At 41.4% G+C, this 18,050-nt stretch carries 17 protein-coding genes and 4 pseudogenes; 17 read left to right on the top strand and 4 right to left on the bottom strand.

All coding sequences use genetic code 11. From position 1 onward, the window contains the following. The first annotated feature begins 133 nt into the window (after nt 1-133). Nucleotides 134-1,294 (top strand): phosphonopyruvate decarboxylase, encoded by a 1,161-nt coding sequence (gene aepY, locus ACFFAP_RS23905; RefSeq protein WP_375513557.1) that lies wholly within the window; start codon nt 134-136, stop codon nt 1,292-1,294. A 137-nt stretch (nt 1,295-1,431) separates the two neighbouring features. Here the strand turns inward: aepY and ACFFAP_RS23900 are convergent, their stop codons facing one another. Both ACFFAP_RS23900 and ACFFAP_RS23895 read right to left on the bottom strand, forming a co-directional pair. Next, nucleotides 1,432-2,262: a class I SAM-dependent methyltransferase gene (locus tag ACFFAP_RS23900; RefSeq protein WP_375513556.1), complete on the bottom strand. Its 831-nt coding sequence runs from the start codon at nt 2,260-2,262 to the stop codon at nt 1,432-1,434. A gap of 54 nt (nt 2,263-2,316) precedes the next feature. After that, on the bottom strand, nt 2,317-2,790 hold the full coding sequence (locus tag ACFFAP_RS23895; protein ID WP_375513560.1) for a multicopper oxidase domain-containing protein: 474 nt from the start codon (nt 2,788-2,790) through the stop codon (nt 2,317-2,319). A 781-nt stretch (nt 2,791-3,571) separates the two neighbouring features. Here ACFFAP_RS23895 and ribA point away from each other — a divergent pair. From ribA to ACFFAP_RS23835, 12 genes and pseudogenes are all read left to right on the top strand, one after another. Further along, nucleotides 3,572-4,136, top strand: a pseudogene (gene ribA, locus ACFFAP_RS23890) (GTP cyclohydrolase II); the annotation flags it as partial. Nucleotides 4,137-4,231: 95 nt separating this feature from the next. Further along, the gene (locus ACFFAP_RS23885; protein WP_375513559.1) at nt 4,232-5,251 is read left to right on the top strand and encodes a RibD family protein; all 1,020 of its coding nucleotides are present in this window, start codon (nt 4,232-4,234) and stop codon (nt 5,249-5,251) included. Between the two features lie 97 nt (nt 5,252-5,348). Further along, complete coding sequence (locus ACFFAP_RS23880; protein ID WP_375513555.1) at nt 5,349-6,191, top strand: SAM-dependent methyltransferase; 843 nt, start codon at nt 5,349-5,351, stop codon at nt 6,189-6,191. Nucleotides 6,192-6,214: 23 nt separating this feature from the next. Further along, nucleotides 6,215-6,355, top strand: a pseudogene (locus ACFFAP_RS23875) (hypothetical protein); the annotation flags it as partial. 92 nt (nt 6,356-6,447) lie between these two features. Continuing rightward, the gene (locus ACFFAP_RS23870) at nt 6,448-7,428 is read left to right on the top strand and encodes a zinc-binding alcohol dehydrogenase (RefSeq protein ID WP_375513554.1); all 981 of its coding nucleotides are present in this window, start codon (nt 6,448-6,450) and stop codon (nt 7,426-7,428) included. Nucleotides 7,429-7,493: 65 nt separating this feature from the next. Further along, nucleotides 7,494-8,672, top strand: coding sequence for a glycosyltransferase (locus ACFFAP_RS23865; protein ID WP_375513553.1), 1,179 nt, complete (start codon nt 7,494-7,496; stop codon nt 8,670-8,672). A gap of 26 nt (nt 8,673-8,698) precedes the next feature. Then, nucleotides 8,699-9,076 carry a 6-pyruvoyl tetrahydropterin synthase family protein gene (locus ACFFAP_RS23860; protein ID WP_375513552.1) on the top strand — a complete coding sequence of 126 codons (378 nt, stop codon included), beginning with the start codon at nt 8,699-8,701 and terminating at the stop codon, nt 9,074-9,076. After that, a complete protein-coding gene (locus ACFFAP_RS23855) occupies nt 9,060-10,130 on the top strand; it encodes a glycosyltransferase family 4 protein (RefSeq protein WP_375513551.1) in 1,071 nt (356 codons plus the stop codon). The genes ACFFAP_RS23860 and ACFFAP_RS23855 overlap by 17 nt, the downstream gene beginning before the upstream one ends. 3 nt (nt 10,131-10,133) lie before the next feature. Beyond that, the gene (locus ACFFAP_RS23850) at nt 10,134-11,021 is read left to right on the top strand and encodes a hypothetical protein (RefSeq protein WP_375513550.1); all 888 of its coding nucleotides are present in this window, start codon (nt 10,134-10,136) and stop codon (nt 11,019-11,021) included. Nucleotides 11,022-11,100: 79 nt separating this feature from the next. After that, on the top strand, nt 11,101-12,174 hold the full coding sequence (locus tag ACFFAP_RS23845; protein WP_375513549.1) for a 2-aminoethylphosphonate aminotransferase: 1,074 nt from the start codon (nt 11,101-11,103) through the stop codon (nt 12,172-12,174). A gap of 292 nt (nt 12,175-12,466) precedes the next feature. Beyond that, nucleotides 12,467-12,943: a hypothetical protein gene (locus ACFFAP_RS23840; RefSeq protein WP_375513558.1), complete on the top strand. Its 477-nt coding sequence runs from the start codon at nt 12,467-12,469 to the stop codon at nt 12,941-12,943. A gap of 394 nt (nt 12,944-13,337) precedes the next feature. Beyond that, nucleotides 13,338-13,568 (top strand): annotated as a pseudogene (locus ACFFAP_RS23835) (hypothetical protein); the annotation flags it as partial. A 578-nt stretch (nt 13,569-14,146) separates the two neighbouring features. Here ACFFAP_RS23835 and ACFFAP_RS23830 read toward each other — a convergent pair. Further along, complete coding sequence (locus tag ACFFAP_RS23830) at nt 14,147-14,602, bottom strand: cupin domain-containing protein (RefSeq protein WP_375513548.1); 456 nt, start codon at nt 14,600-14,602, stop codon at nt 14,147-14,149. A gap of 128 nt (nt 14,603-14,730) precedes the next feature. Next, nucleotides 14,731-15,510, bottom strand: a complete 780-nt coding sequence (locus ACFFAP_RS23825; RefSeq protein ID WP_375513547.1) for a cysteine hydrolase family protein — start codon at nt 15,508-15,510, stop codon at nt 14,731-14,733. A gap of 81 nt (nt 15,511-15,591) precedes the next feature. Here ACFFAP_RS23825 and ACFFAP_RS23820 point away from each other — a divergent pair. The 4 genes and pseudogenes from ACFFAP_RS23820 to ACFFAP_RS23805 form a co-directional block, all read left to right on the top strand. Continuing rightward, nucleotides 15,592-15,945, top strand: a pseudogene (locus ACFFAP_RS23820) (amidohydrolase family protein); the annotation flags it as partial. A 152-nt stretch (nt 15,946-16,097) separates the two neighbouring features. Then, nucleotides 16,098-16,490: a hypothetical protein gene (locus ACFFAP_RS23815; RefSeq protein ID WP_375513546.1), complete on the top strand. Its 393-nt coding sequence runs from the start codon at nt 16,098-16,100 to the stop codon at nt 16,488-16,490. A 102-nt stretch (nt 16,491-16,592) separates the two neighbouring features. Next, nucleotides 16,593-17,450 carry a hypothetical protein gene (locus ACFFAP_RS23810; RefSeq protein WP_375513545.1) on the top strand — a complete coding sequence of 286 codons (858 nt, stop codon included), beginning with the start codon at nt 16,593-16,595 and terminating at the stop codon, nt 17,448-17,450. A 298-nt stretch (nt 17,451-17,748) separates the two neighbouring features. After that, complete coding sequence (locus ACFFAP_RS23805; protein WP_375513544.1) at nt 17,749-17,922, top strand: response regulator; 174 nt, start codon at nt 17,749-17,751, stop codon at nt 17,920-17,922. Nucleotides 17,923-18,050: the final 128 nt, after the last annotated feature.

Below are 18,050 nucleotides of genomic sequence, written 5' to 3'. Positions count from 1 at the left end.
GTCGAAGTTCCGAGTTCAGAAGTCGAAGTTCCGAGTTCAGAAGTCAAAGTAATAATCTTTTCTATCAACTCTCCAGTCCCCAATCTCCCTTGCTCACTCCCTACTCCCTACTTCCCACTCCCCATCTCTTAATATGATCCAGGCAGAAGAATTTGTAGAAGCTGCGCGTAATCTTGGCTTTGGCTGGTACACTGGCGTACCCTGTTCTTTTCTCACGCCTTTTATTAACTACGTCATCAATGACATTCAACTTAGATATATCTCCGCAGCCAATGAGGGAGATGCTGTAGCGATCGCAGCTGGAGCCGCAATTGCTGGAAAACCAGCTGTAGTAATGATGCAAAACTCTGGTTTGGGAAATGCAGTTAACCCTCTAACCTCCCTCACTTATATCTTTCGGATTCCACTGCTGCTGATTTGTACTCTAAGAGGCGATCGCTTGTTGCAAGATGAACCGCAACATCAATTAATGGGGCAAATCACAGAGAAATTGCTGCAAACAATGACTATACCTTGGGAATTTTTTCCCACAGAGGCAGCAGAAATAGAACCCGTTCTACAAAAAGCCACAGCCTATATGCAACAAGAACGCTGTCCTTATGCTTTAATTATGCGTAAAGGAGCGATCGCCCCCCATGCACTCACCCGTTCTTCTATCCCCGAACGAGAAAATAGTGCTAGCGCTCATATTCAGCAAAGCTTTTTTCGGGATAACAAAGAACAACGCATTTCTCGCAGCGAAGCATTAGCTCGGATTGTGGAATTCATTGATCCAGAAAGCACTGTAGTAATTGCCACCACCGGATACACAGGACGCGAACTCTTCGCTAGTAAAGACAGCGCCAATCATCTTTACATGGTCGGCTCGATGGGCTGTGCCTCCTCTATGGGATTGGGATTATCCTTAGCACGTCCAGACCTGAAGGTAGTGGTAATTGATGGCGATGGAGCAGCATTAATGCGAATGGGTAATTTTGCTACCATCGGCACTTATGGCGGTGCTAACTTGATCCATATTCTCTTAGATAATGAAGTCCACGATTCCACAGGCGCACAAGCTACCGTCTCTGCGGGTATCTCCTTTGCCAAAATTGCCGAAGCCTGTGGTTACGGCGTTACATTAGCCGGAGATGACCCCGCCCTTTTAGATGCCTTATTTACCGCAGATACCAACACTAGACCTAAATTCGCTCATTTAAAAATTCGTCCCGGAACTTTAGAAAAGCTACCCAGACCCAACCTCACCCCGGAAGAAGTTTTGCAACGCTTTATGAAACACATTGGTAATTCATAATTCGTAATTAATAAATTAAAAGTACAAACTCTTCATTTATTAATGACAAATGACAAATGACAAAGTGATTTTGCTAAATCCCGGTCTTGTCAATTTAAAGTGATATTCTAAAAAATATCAAAATTAATTAAACAATCCTATTTTAGGGTAAAGACTAAACCGTAACCATCCCAAAATATCTTACCTACACTATAAAAGAAATACGGTATACCTCCACAAGGTAAAACTTGAGATTTATTTAACAAATAACCTTCTGTTTCAGCGTAAGTTGTAATTTCTTTTTCTGAAGGATTTCTAAACCAGATAAATTCAGATTCTAATAGACTTTGAATTCTCAGAACAAGATTAGTCAAATTCTTGGGATTGTGATGGATAATAATCAGTTTTCCATCTTGTTTTAAAAGGGTTTTTAGAGATTTAAGCACTTTAGGTATATTATTAAAATAACATACGACTCCGTTCATTATAATGATATCAAATTGGTCTTCTCCGAGTTTCGATTTATAATCATCATTTTCCAAATCTATTTGAATCCATTCATATTTACCCTTTAAATATTGCGATCTTTTTCGAGATATATCAATCATTTCTTCAGTTAGATCAACACCTACACCATCTACACTATAAATATTTTCCAAAGCTTCTACAATATCTATTAGATACAGACCGTTCCCACATCCAGCATCTAATATTTTTAAATTAAAATTTTTTTGTTGTGTTTTTTGATAAAGTTCTTGGATAGTATTTAATAACCACTGTCTTTTAATTTTATAATGAGAAGTTAAATTTTCATTATCCCATTTATCTGAGTAATAAGCAAAACTTTGACGGATTTTTTCTTCGTAATCTGTATCGGCAATCTGCGATTTAGAGTTATATTTGTCTTTAGGTGATCTCATACCTGTAACGTTTATGTGATTAGAATTGTGCCAAAATAAAACTAAATTTTTAGGGGCAGTGATGCCCACCCCACAAGACTTTTACTAATCTTGTATGTTGCAGCTTAAGCCACGCTTTGCACTTTACTTAGGTGTAGATGAAGGAGGTAAAGGAGGTAAGACCAGAAGATTCTGCATCATTCCATGATCTTCATGATACAGGAGATGACAGTGATAGACGAATTCGCCACCGATGAATTTGCCATTGTCGTATTCGGATGTGTCAGTATCTTTATCGTAAGCTTCGGTGCCATCAATGAATTCGGCAGCAATAATCTTGTTCGTAAAAGGAATACGCACCACAGTTAAGCTTTCTGTTCCAAGCTCACAATTATCATTATCCGTTGCCGTTTTCGTACAAGGTGGGAGATCGACCGTATCCTGATACCCCTGTAGAGATTGGGCTACACCATTGACTTTAGTAACCAAGAAATCGAGTTGGTGGATATGGAAGGCATGATGAGTTGGTGTTCCATTTACAAGCGTCCATTCTTCAATATCACCCTGCCGGACGACTGTATCGATATGGTTCTCATCGTATTGTATTGTCGTTGATATAAAATTCCCCCCCTCTTGCTGCTTTATTCGGATTGAAAAAATTGACCAGTCAATTGATTGTCCAGCTTCAGGTTGATAATATCACCAGACGATACTCGTAAGAGCATATATGACAACCTGTCATATTAATAAATATGACAGATAAGTTTTGATAATTTATACAAAAATTATGAGATAATATACAAATTTTGGTTATTAAAAAAAATCCTATTAATCTTTTTGCTGATCTATGGAATATGGTATTCTCACAGCAGGAGGATCTCTGGTAGCCGAAGCTTTTTGGGCAAAGAAAATAGACCAAGGTAGCCGGATCGCTTGTCAGTAATTATAGCTAGCAGGTGTTCTGTCTTAAAAAAATGTTTTAAAAGTCTAATAAGGTATAATTTTTACATTCTGACTGGGTTAACTCCGACGAAAAATCAATGTTTTAGCCATGTGCTGAGATACTATGCTGTGCTAACTATGAGAGCAAAAGATCCTTTTAAAACATCCTCTTATCCGTAATGCTTATAATTTGGTATTGGGGTTCTATTCTGCTATTATTAGCAGTGACTTTAATTGCGTATTTTGAGCTATTAATTGCCAAAAAGATTGCCAGTAGTGAGGATGCAAAAGAGAGGGTAGTGTTGCCAGAAATGAGCGGAATGGTAAATTAAGAAGTTGATGTCCTGCTCAATGCAATGTAGCACTCCAGCTAGTTAATCTAAACACCAAAATATTGTCATAAATTATGAGCGACCTAAAACCAATAACCGAAAGTGCATTTGCAGAAACTGTAGCGATCGCCAAATTACCCAGCGAATTTGGTCAGTTTAAAATTTATGGCTACCGTAATACTCTGGACAACTCGGAAAACGTTGCGATCGTCAAGGGTGAACCAGCCAAGTTCAACAATCCGGTAATGGTAAGAATACACTCGGAATGCCTAACGGGGGATGCCTTAGGTTCTCTGCGCTGTGATTGTGGAACGCAGTTGCAAACAGCACTGAGGATGATTGATAAAGCAGGTCAAGGGGTAATAATTTATTTGGCGCAAGAGGGAAGAGGAATTGGTCTGTTGAATAAGGTGAAAGCCTATTCTTTACAAGATTTGGGACTGGATACAGTCGAAGCAAATGAACGTCTGGGATTCTCTGCTGACCTCCGTGATTACAGCATGGCAGCGCAAATACTTAAAGATTTAGGAATGAATCAAGTTCGCTTGATTACTAATAATCCTCGTAAAATTGCTCGTTTACAAAACTACGGTATTGAGGTTATCGAACGAATTCCCTTAGCGATTGAACCCAATGACTACAATTTAAATTATTTGACGACTAAGGCAAAGAAGCTGGGGCATCTTCTAAAAGTAAAACACCGACAATCTCAAGCAATAAATGCATTGAAAATTGATGAACATTTAGAAGATATTTGGTCAGCATTACTAGAATGCAAGGAGGTCATGAAAAATGAAGCTCCCCAACTTAATGAATATTGGGCTTTTTTTGGTAATGCAAAAAGTCCGTGGAGTTTCCAAAAACTTTCTAACGAAAAGATACCTAATATTCCGGAAAGTGATTTCTTGATTATTATCGATTTTCCCAATGATTTTTGTCAAAACTTGAATTTCGCAAATCAACTATTTTCTCAAGTACAATCTGCCATCGTATTCAAAAGCGGCTCCCCTTTTAAAAGCGATATTGTGCAAGATGCCCAATGTTTTAAAGGAATGTGGAGCAGCACTGGATGGCAAACTTTTTCCTTATATATCAGGCTCTTAGTTGCTCAAAGAGAAGCTTACCTAGAAAAGCGTCCTTTTCTGATGGCTCACTTGGCACAATCTCTTGACGGCAAAATTGCAGCAGTCAATGGAAACTCTCAATGGCTCAGTAACGAGGCTAACTTGAAACATGCCCATCGTCTGCGTGCCCTTCATGATGCCGTCATGGTAGGAGCAGTAACTGCAACACTCGACAACCCTAAGTTAACGGTTCGTTTAGTACCTGGCAAGCATCCAACTCCTGTGATTATAGAAGGTCAAAACGATTTGAGGGTTGATGATTTGCAGATGATGGCGCTTCATGAAAGAGTGATTGTGTTATGTCCTCAAGGAAAGCAGCATCGAGTACTACCACAAGCAGGTAAAGAAAAAATTTTGCAGCTTCCGATCTCTTCAACAAAAGATTCTCAAGAAAGACCCGTTTTAGCTGCCTCAGAAATTTTAAAGGTTTTATACGAAAATGGCATTTCTAGTATTTTTTTGGAAGGTGGAGGACAAACCGTATCCTATTTCTTGCAAGCTGATTGCATAGAGCTACTGCATCTCCATTTTTCTCCTTTGATTTTGGGTTCTGGACGGTCGAGTTTCACCCTTCCAGTTATAGACTCGATCGACAAAGGACTCCGCTTTAAAATGAAACACTTCGATCTCGATGGAGAAATTCTGGTGGAATTGCTCCAAGATAAGCAGTCACGTATTTAATTTGCTCGTTGAGGCTGATTGGGAGGACAGAGATTAACTGTCTGTACTCTCGTTTAGCTTAATTAATATTGATGTTTTTTAGAGCATTACTCAGCGTATGAACAATGAAGTAGAAACATACTATGACCGCAACACAAGCCTCTTTCTAAAATATGATCCTCATTATGAAACTTACGGTATACATCGTGAGGTATGGGGCAATGGAGTTGCAACTTCTCAAGATGCCTTTAACTTTGTCAACAGTTTAATCTTGAATATTATCAGGAGACATAAATTAGAATCTATCCTTGATTTAGGATGTGGAGTAGGAGGCAGTCTTTTTTATCTAGCCCAGGCTTATTCAAAGCCCTGTTATTATGGAATAACTATTAGTTCTGCACAACTTCAAATATCTAGAGATATTTCCAAAAAACTAAATATTGAAAGTAAATGCAAGATTGTAAAAGGAGATTTTCAAAAATTGCCTAAGTCTCTTCCTGTGATAGATTTGGCTTTTTCGATTGAAGCATTTGTTCATGCTACTGATAGCGATGCTTTTTTTAGCGAAATAAGCGCAAACATGAAGAAAACTGGATTTATGATTGTCTGTGACGATTTTATTTCGGAAAGTGCCGCAAATTTACCTACCAATTCATCAGAAAAAAAGTTGATTGAACTTTTCTGCAAAGGGTGGGTTCTAGGTTCCTTAACAAGAGTAAGCCAAATCCAAAGTATTGCCTCTAAATATGGTTATCAATTGATGGAAAACATTGATTTGACACCTAATTTAAAATTAAGAAGGAATCGGGATATTTTAATCAGTTTCTCTGTTATAATTTTGAAGCATTTTATGCAGTTTTCTTCATATATTAAGGCTATAGTCGGCGGCGATGCTCTTCAAAAGTGTTTAATGAAAGAATTAGTATCATATAGGTTTTTAGTGTTTCAAAAAATTAAATAATCTGCCATCTATATTTGATCAGGGTAATTTATTTGGCTCAAGAGGTGAGAGGCATTAGTCTGCTGAATAAAGTAAAAGCCTATTCTTTGCAGGATTTGGAACTGGATACAGTAGAAGAAAATGAACGTTTAGGATTCTCTGCTGACCTCCGGGACTACAGCATAGTGGTGTTAAGGCTGCTCAGGAGGTGAGGAGAGATTAACCGTTTTTGCTCTCGCTTAAAACTACGCAATTAAAATGTACAACAGCTTTAAAGATGTCTACAAATTCTCGAGCTTATGCCTACTGGTTAGTCTCTCCTAGCCTTGGTGAAATTAGAGAAACTTCAGTCACGCCGTCCCTTAAAGATCCTCTGTTTTTGGACACGCTCTACAGTGGCATTAGTCCGGGTACAGAGCGGCTGGTAGGTCTAGCAAAAGTCCCCGAAGAGTGCTGGGAAACGATGCGCTGTTGGTATATGGAAGGCAGTTTTGCCTTGCCTTTAAAGTACGGTTACAGTCTTGTTGGTCAAGCTGATGAAGGTTCCAACCAGGGGAAACGATTTTTTGTCATGCATCCCCACCAATCGAGAGTCGTCGTCGAGAGTTCTGATGCTTTAGAGTTGCCAGATTGGTTACCTAGCAAACGGGCGACTTTAATTCCCAACACCGAAACAGCCTTGAATGCAGTCTGGGATGCCGAAGTTAGTCAGGACCATCGCATCCTAATTGTTGGTGCAGGCATTATCGGTATTCTCATTAGCTTTGTCCTTAGCAAAGAGTATGGTATAGGGGCAGACTTTTTAGAACAAGATAAGCAGCGAATTCAATACTTAGAACAACTACCTTGGTTGCAAAATTCCCGTTTAGCAACCGACTATAAAGAAGGCGATTACAATATCGTTTTCCATACCAGCGCTTCTTCTTCTGGACTTCAAAGTGCGATTAATGCTCTGGCTTTTGAAGGTCGCTGTATCGAACTAAGTTGGTACGGAACACAATCGGTTTCCTTGCAATTAGGGGGTTCCTTTCATTACCAACGCAAACAAATTATCGCTTCTCAAGTTTCTGCGATCGCCAAACCCATGCGAAAGCTGATTGACTATCGCCAGCGCAAAGAACGGGTTTTGAGCTTGCTTGCAGATGCAGCTGTAGATATTCTTCTTGAACCTGTGATTTCTTTTAGAGACTTGCCTGAATTTATGTCACTGTTATATCAGCGTCAAGTGCATCCAGTTTCACCGTTAATTGAGTATTAAAAATCATGTTTTCTGTAGCAGTAAAAGACCATATCATGATGGCCCAGAGCTACGACTTAAAAACAATGAGCGCAGTAGATTGGATTCTAGCAATCTGGGCAGTACTTGCGTGCCTAGCGTGGTGTTTTACCTATTTCCGGGCGATTTACCACTTCATATCAATCCCTCTGCTCAAGCAGTTCACACCTCAAGAACCCCAGTACTGGCAAAAGCTCAGTGTGGTTATTCCCGCCCGTAACGAACCTGAGATACTGGAGCAAGCAGTGATAACGCTGCTAACGCAGGACTATCCAAACCTAGAATTGATCTTGATCAATGATCGCTCAACTGATAACACCGGAAGCATCATTGACAGGATGGCTGCTCAAGATTCCCGCATTTTGCCAATACACATAAATAGTTTACCAGCAGGATGGTTAGGTCAAGTTCACGCCATGCACATTGCTACCGAGAAGGTTAGCGGTGAGTGGATGCTTTTGACTGACGCAGCTATTCACTTCCAGCCCGGTAGCTTACGCAAGGTTGTGGCGTTATGTCTTGAACAGCAAATTGATCACCTGGCTATCTTTCATAAACACTACCAGCAGTCCTTCTGGCAACAAGTCTTAAATGCTGCCTTAGAAATCGTATCTTTACTTCAGATCAAAGCTGCTGATATTGGCAAACCAGCTTCAGACAGGTATCCTGGGACGGGAGCGTTTGCCCTGGTTCGCAAATCGGTTTTTGACCGGACTGAAGGCTTCAACTGGTTGCGGATGGAGGTCAGCAATGACTTGGGCTTGGGTTTGATGATGAATCGAGCTGGCGGTAAGGGAAAGCTGATATTTGCTAAGGATGAGATTGGATTGGCTTGGTACGAATCTCTACCTGCAATGGTGCGTGGTCTGGAAAAACATTTATTTGGCCTGATTGCCCAGTTTAGTTATTCAAAAATCATCCTCAGTGCCTTAAGTATCTGGCTGCTGATTATCGGCTGGGGAGTTGCCTTTTTACACCATGAAATCCCTTATTTGTGGACTCTAGGTGTGGTTGCGTATTTATCATTAGTCCTTTACGCACTGATCAGGTCAGTCAGACTTAAACTTGAGCTACTCCCCGTCTTGCTGATGCCCATTGGACAATTCATGCTGTCCATTATCTATCTGCGTTCAGCTATCCTTTGTTGGCAGCGTCAAGGTATAGTCTGGGCTGACACGATTTATCCCCTGGAATCCCTACGTGCAGGTCAGCACGTTAAGCTTTAGAAATCTAGTAATACAACACCATAATTATGTTTTCTGTTGCAGTAAAAGACCACATCATGATTGCCCACAGCTTCCAAGGGGAAATTTTTGGCCCAGCTCAAAAGCTGCACGGAGCAACCTATATAGTTACGGCTGAATTCAAAGTCGCTCAGTTGGATAAAGATGGCTTAGTAATTGATATCGGTCAGGCGATCGCAATTCTCAAAGAAGTTCTAGAACCGTTAAATTACCAAAATCTGGATACTCTTGAACAATTTAAGGGGGTAAATACAACGACAGAACACATGGCTTATTATATTCACCAGCAAATTAGCAAACAGGTCAGTTCTTTTTTCAAAGGCTCTCTCAAAGTCACTCTGGAGGAAAGTCATATCGCTTGGGGAAGCTATGAAGCCGAGGTATGAAGCGAAGACGATCCATTTTATTCAGCCTCAATTGGCTCATGTATCAGGAGGCTCGATTTACAATTTAGAAATTGTCAAATGCCTAGAGCAGTCAGCCAAAGGCAAGGGATTTTTTCACGCCTTAAATAGCCCTGTTACCGAGCTGATTGAGCGTTTCAATGCTTGGTCTTCTAGCTGCGCCTTTGTGCTTGATGGACTCTACTTAACAATTCCTGAATTCAAAGCAACTCTTGAGAAATTTAGTCCCTATTTCCAGCAGATTTACCTGATGCTTCACTATCTTGAGTCGAGGAATATCTACTACTCAAATCAGGAAAAGTCAGCCCTGTGGATTAGCGAGAAACTATGGCTAAAAGCTGTGAATGGAATTATTGTTCCCAGCTTGCAAATGCGAGATTATCTTTCAAGTCAGGGCATAGAAAAAGAGAAAATCACGGTAGCATTTCCAGGGATAGAAAAGGTTCAAGTGTCCCGTTTGTCTCATCCCAAGAAACTTTCTGAAGAAGAGCCGATAAATCTGATTACAGTAGGAACATTTTCTCAAGGCAAAGGACAACTCGATTTAGTACAAATGTTAGCTCAGATGCAGGTGAAAAATTTTCGGCTGCATTTGATTGGTGACTGCGAACAGAACGCCAGTTATACAAAGGAGATTCTGGCGATAATAGAGCGATCGCGTCTTCAAGATTGCATCATTTTACATGGCTACCTTCCGCAACAGGCTATGTTTGACTTGTTCCCCCAATGCGCTCTTTATCTCTCCCCATCTACCTATGAGAGTTACTCTATGGCTACTGCTGAAGCCGTTGTTCACGGGCTACCCGTATTAGCTTATGCAACTGGAGCAATTGTTGACTGGATTGAGGATGGTAGCAATGGCATACTAATTGAGCCAGGTAAGCAGGAGCAGTTTTTCAAAGCACTTAGAAGGCTGCTGACAGTGCCTAATGAACTCGCTCAGTTACAAACAAATGCTTTTGCTCACATCACTAACCTATCCTTTAACTCTTGGGATAAAACTTATCGAGATTTCTTACAAGCATTTAATAAGTGACTAATGAATAAAAATCAAAAGTTAGCTCAATGGCTAGAACTTCGTATTTCTTATGATGCTCAAGCGCGTCACCTAAATACCGAAGCAAGCTGTCAAGAATACTTGAATAAGTACAAGAAGCTGAAAATTGTTGATTTGGGAGCGGGTACAGGAGCTAACTGTCGCTACTACTTTAGCAAAATTCCCCAGGAGCAAGAGTGGTTTCTAGTCGAACAAAATCAAGAACTTTTGGAAATCGCTTTTGATCAGCTAATGATCTGGGCGCAAGAAAATGGATATGAGTCACAATTGCAAAATTCAATATTAGTCTTGAAAAATCAAGTTCATCAAATTACCATCCACACAATTGTCGGCTCTATTTTGGAACTGGAAAATCTCATAGACTTAAATACTTTCAACTTAGCCATCGCCAATGCAGTGTTTGATCTATTTAGCGAAAACCAGTTTCAGACACTACTCGAATGTTTAAAAAAGTACCAATTGCCGCTTCTCGCAACTATTAACTATACTGGCATGAATTTTATTCCTCCTTCCGACAACGATTCAGACTTTATTAAATACTACCATCAGCACATGCAGCGCCATCAATACTTCGGGAGAGGGATGGGGCCTGACTGCGGTTCGTCTATGTGGGAAGCAATGAACCGTATTGGCATGAAGGTATTACAAGGAGAAAGTCCGTGGGAAATCAGTAGTAATGATCCTGTATTTATTGAGTTTATCTTAGGGTTTATGGAAGAATCGATTCCAGAAATTATTGAAGAAGCAACTTTAGAGAATGAGCTAAACACCTGGTTGCTTAAAAAACAAGAGATGATTGCTCAAAATAAACTTAGTTGTAACGTCGCGCATCTAGATTTTTGGGGTTACTGGGAGGGTTGTGTTACATAAACTTGATTAAGGATAAAAGCTCGGTATCAATCACCTAACTCCTAGTTTTCATCGATCTTACATCAACCACCATTTCCCAATGATTTTACTAAATCCCGGCCCCGTGAATTTGAGCGATCGCGTCAGAAATGCCCTGCTGCGTCCTGATTTGTGTCATCGGGAAGTAGAATTTTCTCAACTTCAAAGCAGAATCCGCGAACAGCTACTTCAAGTTTATAATCTTGGAAGCGATGGCTGGGCAGCAGTTCTGCTTACGGGTTCTGGTACCGCAGCGATGGAAGCGATGATCAGCAGCTTAGTACCCACAGACGGGAAATTACTAGTAATTGAAAACGGTGTATATGGCGAACGACTATCTAAAATCGCCAAAATCCACGGCATTGATTACATCACACTTTCCCATCCTTGGGATGCTGAAATAGATATCAACGGTTTAGTCAAACTTTTAAATGAAAACACCGATATCACCCACCTTGCTGTCGTCCATCACGAAACTACTACCGGTCGCTTAAATAATTTGGCGGAACTTGCGCCAATTTGTCAAGAACGCCGCATCAAACTACTAGTAGATGCAGTCAGCAGCTTTGGTGCTGAGGAATTAAATTTTGCAGATTGGGGAATCACCGCTTGCGCTGCGACAGCGAATAAATGTCTGCATGGTGTCCCCGGAACGTCCTTTGTTATCCTGCGACGGGATGCATTGCCCTCAGTAGACACAATCCCCCGCACCTTATATTTAGATTTAGCAACCTATTGCCAGCAACAAGACCGAGGCGGCACACCTTTTACGCAATCAGTACAAACATTTTATGCCTTAACAGAAGCTTTGCAAGAAATGGCAGAAGCAGGAGGGTGGCGTGCTAGACACAGCCATTACAACCAACTTGCCAGCTTAGTCAGAGACGGGTTAGCCTCAATCGGAATTAAACCCCTACTTCCTGTTGGCAGTTCATCCGTTGTCTTGAATGCCTACTACTTGCCAGACGGTTTCAGATATGAAGAATTTCACGACCAATTGAAAGCACAAGACTATATCATTTATTCTGGACAGGGAAATTTAGCCAAATCTATTTTCCGAGTCTCGACAATGGGAGCTATTACCCACGCTGATATGGAACGCTTTGTTGTTATTGTTAAAGAAATTATTCGGTAAACTGACTTTTCACTTCAGAAACCTAACCCCCTAACCCCCTTCCCGACGCGGGAAGGGAGAAAATTCAAAATCTCTCTCCTTTAGGACTTACGCAAAAACTCTCTGAAACTCTTATTTCTTTGTGTCCTTTGCGTCCTTTGCGGTTCGTTTTTTCATGATTTTGCATAAGTCCTGTCCTTCACAAGTGCTAGTAAACTACTAAATACCGTGAAAAGTCAGGTTGACGTTGAGATGTGCGATCGCATTTACCAGTGGGAATCATAACAAACAGATTCACTACGGTAAATATCCAATGGCTTACCAAAACATTACCGCTTCCCTTACCCCAGCAGATATCCAAGAAATTAAAGCAGCCTTTGCGACTATCCAAGCAAAGATGCCTTTTCTCGTTACCCTGAGTGTGGAAGAACGACGCAAGTTATTTAAGATGGGCGATAAAAGCCTAGCTTTTGTCAACACCAGCCTGACTGCGGCCCAGTCTAACCGAGAAATTCTCCCAGCCAGCTTTGATGTAGATGATTTTGTGCGGGATTATCAACTAGCAGCAACGCTTACCGAGCTTTTGATTGGATTGCGACAACTGACAGAACAAGTCGATGATACCCTAATGGCAGTCGGTAGCGAAGCAATGGGTAGCAGTTTGACAGTTTATGATTACGTCAAGACAGCCGCTAAGAAAACTCCAGGGTTAAAAACTATTGCCGAACAGTTAGGCGATCGTTTTAAAGCTATCAAAAATAAACCTAGCAAAGCTGCTTCTGATACATAGGCAAATATTGCCATTCGGTTTATAGCCGTTCTCGCTTGCGTCAAATACAAACGTTTGTAGGGGCACAGCAATGCTGTGCCCCTACCGCGTATCTGGTGTACTGCATTCAAACAATAAGTGCTGTAGTCTTTGAACTCCGTGAATGAGTAGTTAAACCTCATTAATGAGTCTTTGATACTCGCCAGAGAGTCTTTAATACTCGCCAGAGAGTCTTTAATACTCGTGGACGAGTCTTTGATACTCGCCAGAGAGTCTTTGATACTCGCCAGAGAGTCTTTGATACTCGCCAGAGAGTCTTTGATACTCGCCAGAGAGTCTTTAATACTTGCCAGAGAGTCTTTGATACTCGTAAATGCGATCGCCTACTACTTGTTGATACCAACTTGCATTCTCAATCATGGATTTCTTCTTAGTGCAAAACTTTCTCAGCGAAACTGATGCCGCCGAAGGACTACTAGTTGATAGAATGGGCGATCCGCGTTTTCGTGGTGTTTATTTCTTGCTAGCAACCTTACTTGAGATAGATGCAGCCAAAAAACTGCGGGAAGAATTGATTCAATATGCCGCCGACATCAAAGACAATACGGTGAGTAATACTTTCGTGCAGTTGTTGCGGACTAGATAATGCGGTTCGTTGGCTAGAAACTAAGCCTTACATGAGCTTCGGGAGATTAGCCGTCAGATTCTAAACCATGTAAAGATAAATAAGTGAAAATCATTTAGTCCACTAAGCGTGGACTTCGGCTATCAGACTTGGAATTTAGGGAACTCCAAAAAATAAATTAGGAATTACGCATTGACAGGAAAGACCAAATATGGAAACTTGAAAAATACACATCTGTCGTAGGGGCACAGCATTGCTTATGGGTGTCAACTTAAGCCTAAACACTCTATTTCCCGTTCTTTTAGATCCCCCAACCCCCAATTTATTGGGGGCACTCGATTCTAGTTCCCCCCTTAAAAAGGGGGGTTAGGGGGAATCTAAATCTAGGTGGTACATCGAAAAATTTTCACTCTTCTTATTAGACTAGGCTTTCACGTTAAGTTGACACCAATGAGCATTGCTGTGCCCCTACAGCGTGGGTCTATTTACCATCAAAGAATGATTAACGAAAACCTGAAACGACGTATTTCCCTTGATACACAACATGACTCTTTTGTACAGTGCGTAAGTCATAATTTAGAGAGAGGTTTCAAATATTTTTAACAGGGCATCAAAGCATCAAATCTCCCCAGTACTGCCATATCTTCTTCATCTAACTCCGTCGGAATCCCACTACGAATCAATTCCGAAAAGTTTTCATTGGGAACCATAACAGTCAAGGTGTACAAACGAGTAGAACCAGTATTTTTAATCAAATGAGTACCAGTGGGAGGCACTAATAAACTATCTCCAGCTTTGATCGTGGTAGTCTTGCCGTCACACATGGCGATCGCTTCCCCTTTGAGGACGAAAAACATTTCCACTGCCCACTGATGGCGATTTGGCGGTGTTTGTCCACCAACATCAAAAATTTCTATGCAGCAAGTCAAGGAAGTATTAGCATTTGTCGAATCGAAGATAATTGCTAATCGATTGGAGTCGTTGGGACTGATGCGATATACTTGGTAATCTTTGGGAGATTTGATAACCGGAATTACACAACGAGTAGCGTTCATTTATTTATCCCCTCTGAAGTTATCGATGGGTATGAAAATTACTAAAATCCGAGTCCTGAATATTAAGTTGTTAATTGTATCTCTAAATCAAAAAATCACCTGTACAGACGCGATTAATCGCGTCTCTCCTACTCCTCACCCTTTTGCAGCGCTATTAAAATCCCTTGCGAGTCAGTGACAAAACCGAAGCATTGTTTGACATTGTACAACGTCGCCAGCCAACAATATTCAGGAGAAGTGGTGGCGGTGCAATCTTTAACTAACACGCAGTCATATCCTAAGAAGTTGGCATCACATAATGTGGCTAGCACACATTGATCAGCATTAACACCAGCAAAAAATAATGTTGTCCTTCCTAGATTCCGCAAGATACTATCTAAGGGCGTATCCCAAAACCCACTCATGCGGTATTTATCCACACGAATATCTTCGGGAATCTGTTCTAGTTCGTCTACTACTGCCGCTGCCCAACTACCTGCCATGAGTACTCTAGCACCATTGCTTGGCAGTGGATCGCCCAATCCCACACCTGCCCCTGTGGGGTTATAGACATGACGCAAACCAGCACTAATATTGAGCAAGTCGGAACGATTCCCCCAATTTACCCAAATGACTGGAACACCAGCCTCACGCAGTTCTGGAAGTAAGTTGTTCAAAGGTTCAATAGGCTGACGCGCTGGAGTTACGTCCACGCCGATATGCGCTAACCAGCCATCAGGGTGACAGAAGTCGTTTTGCATATCAATGACGAGGATAGCAGTTTTTGCCAAGTCTAGGCGCAGGGTTTTAGTTTCTGTTGATAAAATAACGGGTTGTGGGGTCTTTTGAAGACGAGTGATATCTGCGTTCGCATCATTCACTGTCCATGCATTTGGTGCAACTCCCAATGTCCGAAAAGGCAGATTCATAAAATTGCAATACCCAACACCATTTTCTATTTTGTAACTTGAAATTCAGTTGAGAAGACGATTACTTAATCAAGGTTAAATATGGTAGATTTCACCATCCAGAATGTTTTGATTGCCGTCCGTGATAATTATACAATGGTAGATGTACAGGTTGGAGATGGTGCGATCGCAGCCATTGCCCCCAATCTACAAGTAATCGGTACAGCCATAGATGGCAAAAATAAGCTGCTGCTACCTGGCTTTTTCAACGCCCACACCCACTCCTCAGAGATGTGGCAACGGGGGATCATGTCAGTTTTCCCTTTAGAATTATGGTTGGCGGAACTCTATGATTTTGCCCCCCTCGATCCCGAACAGGTTTATCTGGGTGCCTTGGGTACTGCGGTGGAAACCTTACTTTCTGGCGGTACGAGTGTAGTAGATCATCTAGTATTATAGCTGGGGACTGGGGACTGGGGACTGGGGATTGGTGACTGGGTGAAAAGCCTTTTTGTGTCTAGGTTTTATCATCTGTTGATGTCCTAATCACCAAGGCTTTTGCTGCGACAAATAGTGACCAAAAACTAGCTCGTAGTTTAGCCGAAGCAATGAAAAAGATACGAACTGAATTTGAATCTGTTGATTCATCGGGGATGTACGTTCAGTTGTTGGATAACTCCTCAAGTAAAGCGAAGAAGCAAGGTACTACCCGAATCAGATGGGAAAATCCAGATCCGTTGGTACTTGTTACACCAAATCTGCCTAGTGTTGCATTACGACTTTTAAAAGGAAAGATCAGTGCTGTGAAATCACCTGTTGCTGGGGTAAGTATTATATCTACTGTGCCTATTGATTCAGTGCTACAAACATACAAAGCTCTACCCGCTTCAGATAGAGAGAGCTTTCACCTAAGTAAAATCGCTAGAGACGATATTCTGCACATCCAACACGCTGCACAGCAAATCCTTGGTGAAGATCCTGAAGAACCCAACGCCACCTAACAATATCACTTCACCCGATCACTAAAGGTTATATTGTGGGTGTTCAATATTATCTGCCATTAGTTATCTTGGTCGTTATTTCGTTGTGTGTATCTTTACATAATGGCTACATTTCAGGATTGGTTCTGTGAAATCAAAGAGTGCGGACAAGGCCCTCATTACTACTTCAGTGCCACTTTTGCTCCGTCTGATGCTGAACGCCTTGCGGCTTTGGTACGCCAGCATCCACTGTCTGGCTTTAAACATTGCCACTTTGTTGGCAAATTAATCAATGCGCCATGTGGAAACTCCAATACTCCAGGTTCTTACGATTTGTATGTTGACCAGAGCAACTATGCTGAAGTAGTGTCGGGTATACAAAGAGATGAACCTATAGTTACAGTTGCACACTATACCTGGCAAATCATTGGTGTTTGCGATCGCAACTTTGGGATTGAGTCTGGTTATGGTGGGATAACTGGCACAGATAACCAAACTGACACCTCGCTGATTGTGGCGCTGGCGCAGTCACCAGAACTCACCTTAGTTGATTGGAGAGTCATTTCTGGGGGAGATGGCTATGCATCAGTATTTTTTATAACTGGCACATCAGCCGCAGAACTACTTGCTTACTTGCAGATGCAGCCGGAAAAGCCTGACTTCATGCAAATAGAAAGAGAGTTACGTCTAGCTTTATCAGATCCAGCATTGTCTAATATCTATCGCTTGGGCGAGTGCAAAATCAATGGTTGGCGGCTGGAAGTGGTAATCCTGCATGATATTCAAAAAACCACAAGCAGCTATGGTGGCGAAGGATGGGACATGACACCACACACCACCAAGCTTTACAAAGTCGCTCAAACTGTTAGCGATAAATGCAAGGTTCCGGGTTATTTAGGGGGTGCTGCACACGCCCTAAATAACTTCTACACACTCATTGGTAGCCATCTCAGCTTTGGCTACCCGCGCCAGGAGGGATAATTTTAAATCGGAATTTGAATTACAAATTATCTACCCTCTCCCTGTACAGAATTAACCTCCAGAATACCGCCATGTTTTTCTACAATAATTTGAAGTGCGATCACTAAATCCTTATTTAGAGTCTTCCAAATACAAAATATCCAATTATTTGTGTAAAGAAGAATTCAGCAGTCATAATTCAGGAGACACAACAAAAAGTGACCACCAGATCGCTCGCTCGCTGCCCGCAAAACAGGTAAACCTTGCTTGAATCTGGTGTGTGGCGGATGGCTACAACCTGATTAAGGTACTCAGAGTAATGCCAAAGGAAGAAGGAGGGGAAATTCCTGCGATCGCCCTTACCGCCTATGCTAGAGAAAGCGATCGCGATCAAGTCTTAGCAGCTAGGTTTCAAAAACACGTTGCCAAACCAGTACAACCAACTGAATTACTAACCTCAATTGCAGATTTGCTAGTGCAAAAGTATAACTAAAACTTTTTTATAATTATGCTTCCCTGTAGCTTACAGCTATTTTCAGGTAAATAGACCATGCGGTAGGGGCACAGCAATGCTGTGCCCCTACGATAGATGTGGTTCAAATACTTGAATTCTGCTGTAAA

It is taken from the genome of uncultured Nostoc sp. (genome assembly GCF_964245575.1).
In the GTDB taxonomy this organism is placed as follows: domain Bacteria; phylum Cyanobacteriota; class Cyanobacteriia; order Cyanobacteriales; family Nostocaceae; genus Nostoc.
Note: the sequence above shows the minus strand (reverse complement) of the source record. Positions and strands in the feature narration are given on the sequence as shown.

Bases quoted from the DNA above. Each gene is read 5' to 3' on its own strand.
- aepY (WP_375513557.1), top strand. From the start codon at position 134: ATGATCCAGGCAGAAGAATTTGTAGAAGCTGCGCGTAATCTTGGCTTT.
- ACFFAP_RS23885 (WP_375513559.1), top strand. From the start codon at position 4,232: ATGAAAAATGAAGCTCCCCAACTTAATGAATATTGGGCTTTTTTTGGT.
- ACFFAP_RS23880 (WP_375513555.1), top strand. From the start codon at position 5,349: ATGAACAATGAAGTAGAAACATACTATGACCGCAACACAAGCCTCTTT.
- ACFFAP_RS23870 (WP_375513554.1), top strand. From the start codon at position 6,448: ATGTCTACAAATTCTCGAGCTTATGCCTACTGGTTAGTCTCTCCTAGC.
- ACFFAP_RS23865 (WP_375513553.1), top strand. From the start codon at position 7,494: ATGAGCGCAGTAGATTGGATTCTAGCAATCTGGGCAGTACTTGCGTGC.
- ACFFAP_RS23860 (WP_375513552.1), top strand. From the start codon at position 8,699: ATGTTTTCTGTTGCAGTAAAAGACCACATCATGATTGCCCACAGCTTC.
- ACFFAP_RS23855 (WP_375513551.1), top strand. From the start codon at position 9,060: ATGAAGCCGAGGTATGAAGCGAAGACGATCCATTTTATTCAGCCTCAA.
- ACFFAP_RS23850 (WP_375513550.1), top strand. From the start codon at position 10,134: ATGAATAAAAATCAAAAGTTAGCTCAATGGCTAGAACTTCGTATTTCT.
- ACFFAP_RS23845 (WP_375513549.1), top strand. From the start codon at position 11,101: ATGATTTTACTAAATCCCGGCCCCGTGAATTTGAGCGATCGCGTCAGA.
- ACFFAP_RS23840 (WP_375513558.1), top strand. From the start codon at position 12,467: ATGGCTTACCAAAACATTACCGCTTCCCTTACCCCAGCAGATATCCAA.
- ACFFAP_RS23830 (WP_375513548.1), bottom strand. From the start codon at position 14,602: ATGAACGCTACTCGTTGTGTAATTCCGGTTATCAAATCTCCCAAAGAT.
- ACFFAP_RS23825 (WP_375513547.1), bottom strand. From the start codon at position 15,510: ATGAATCTGCCTTTTCGGACATTGGGAGTTGCACCAAATGCATGGACA.
- ACFFAP_RS23815 (WP_375513546.1), top strand. From the start codon at position 16,098: ATGAAAAAGATACGAACTGAATTTGAATCTGTTGATTCATCGGGGATG.
- ACFFAP_RS23810 (WP_375513545.1), top strand. From the start codon at position 16,593: ATGGCTACATTTCAGGATTGGTTCTGTGAAATCAAAGAGTGCGGACAA.
- ACFFAP_RS23805 (WP_375513544.1), top strand. From the start codon at position 17,749: ATGCCAAAGGAAGAAGGAGGGGAAATTCCTGCGATCGCCCTTACCGCC.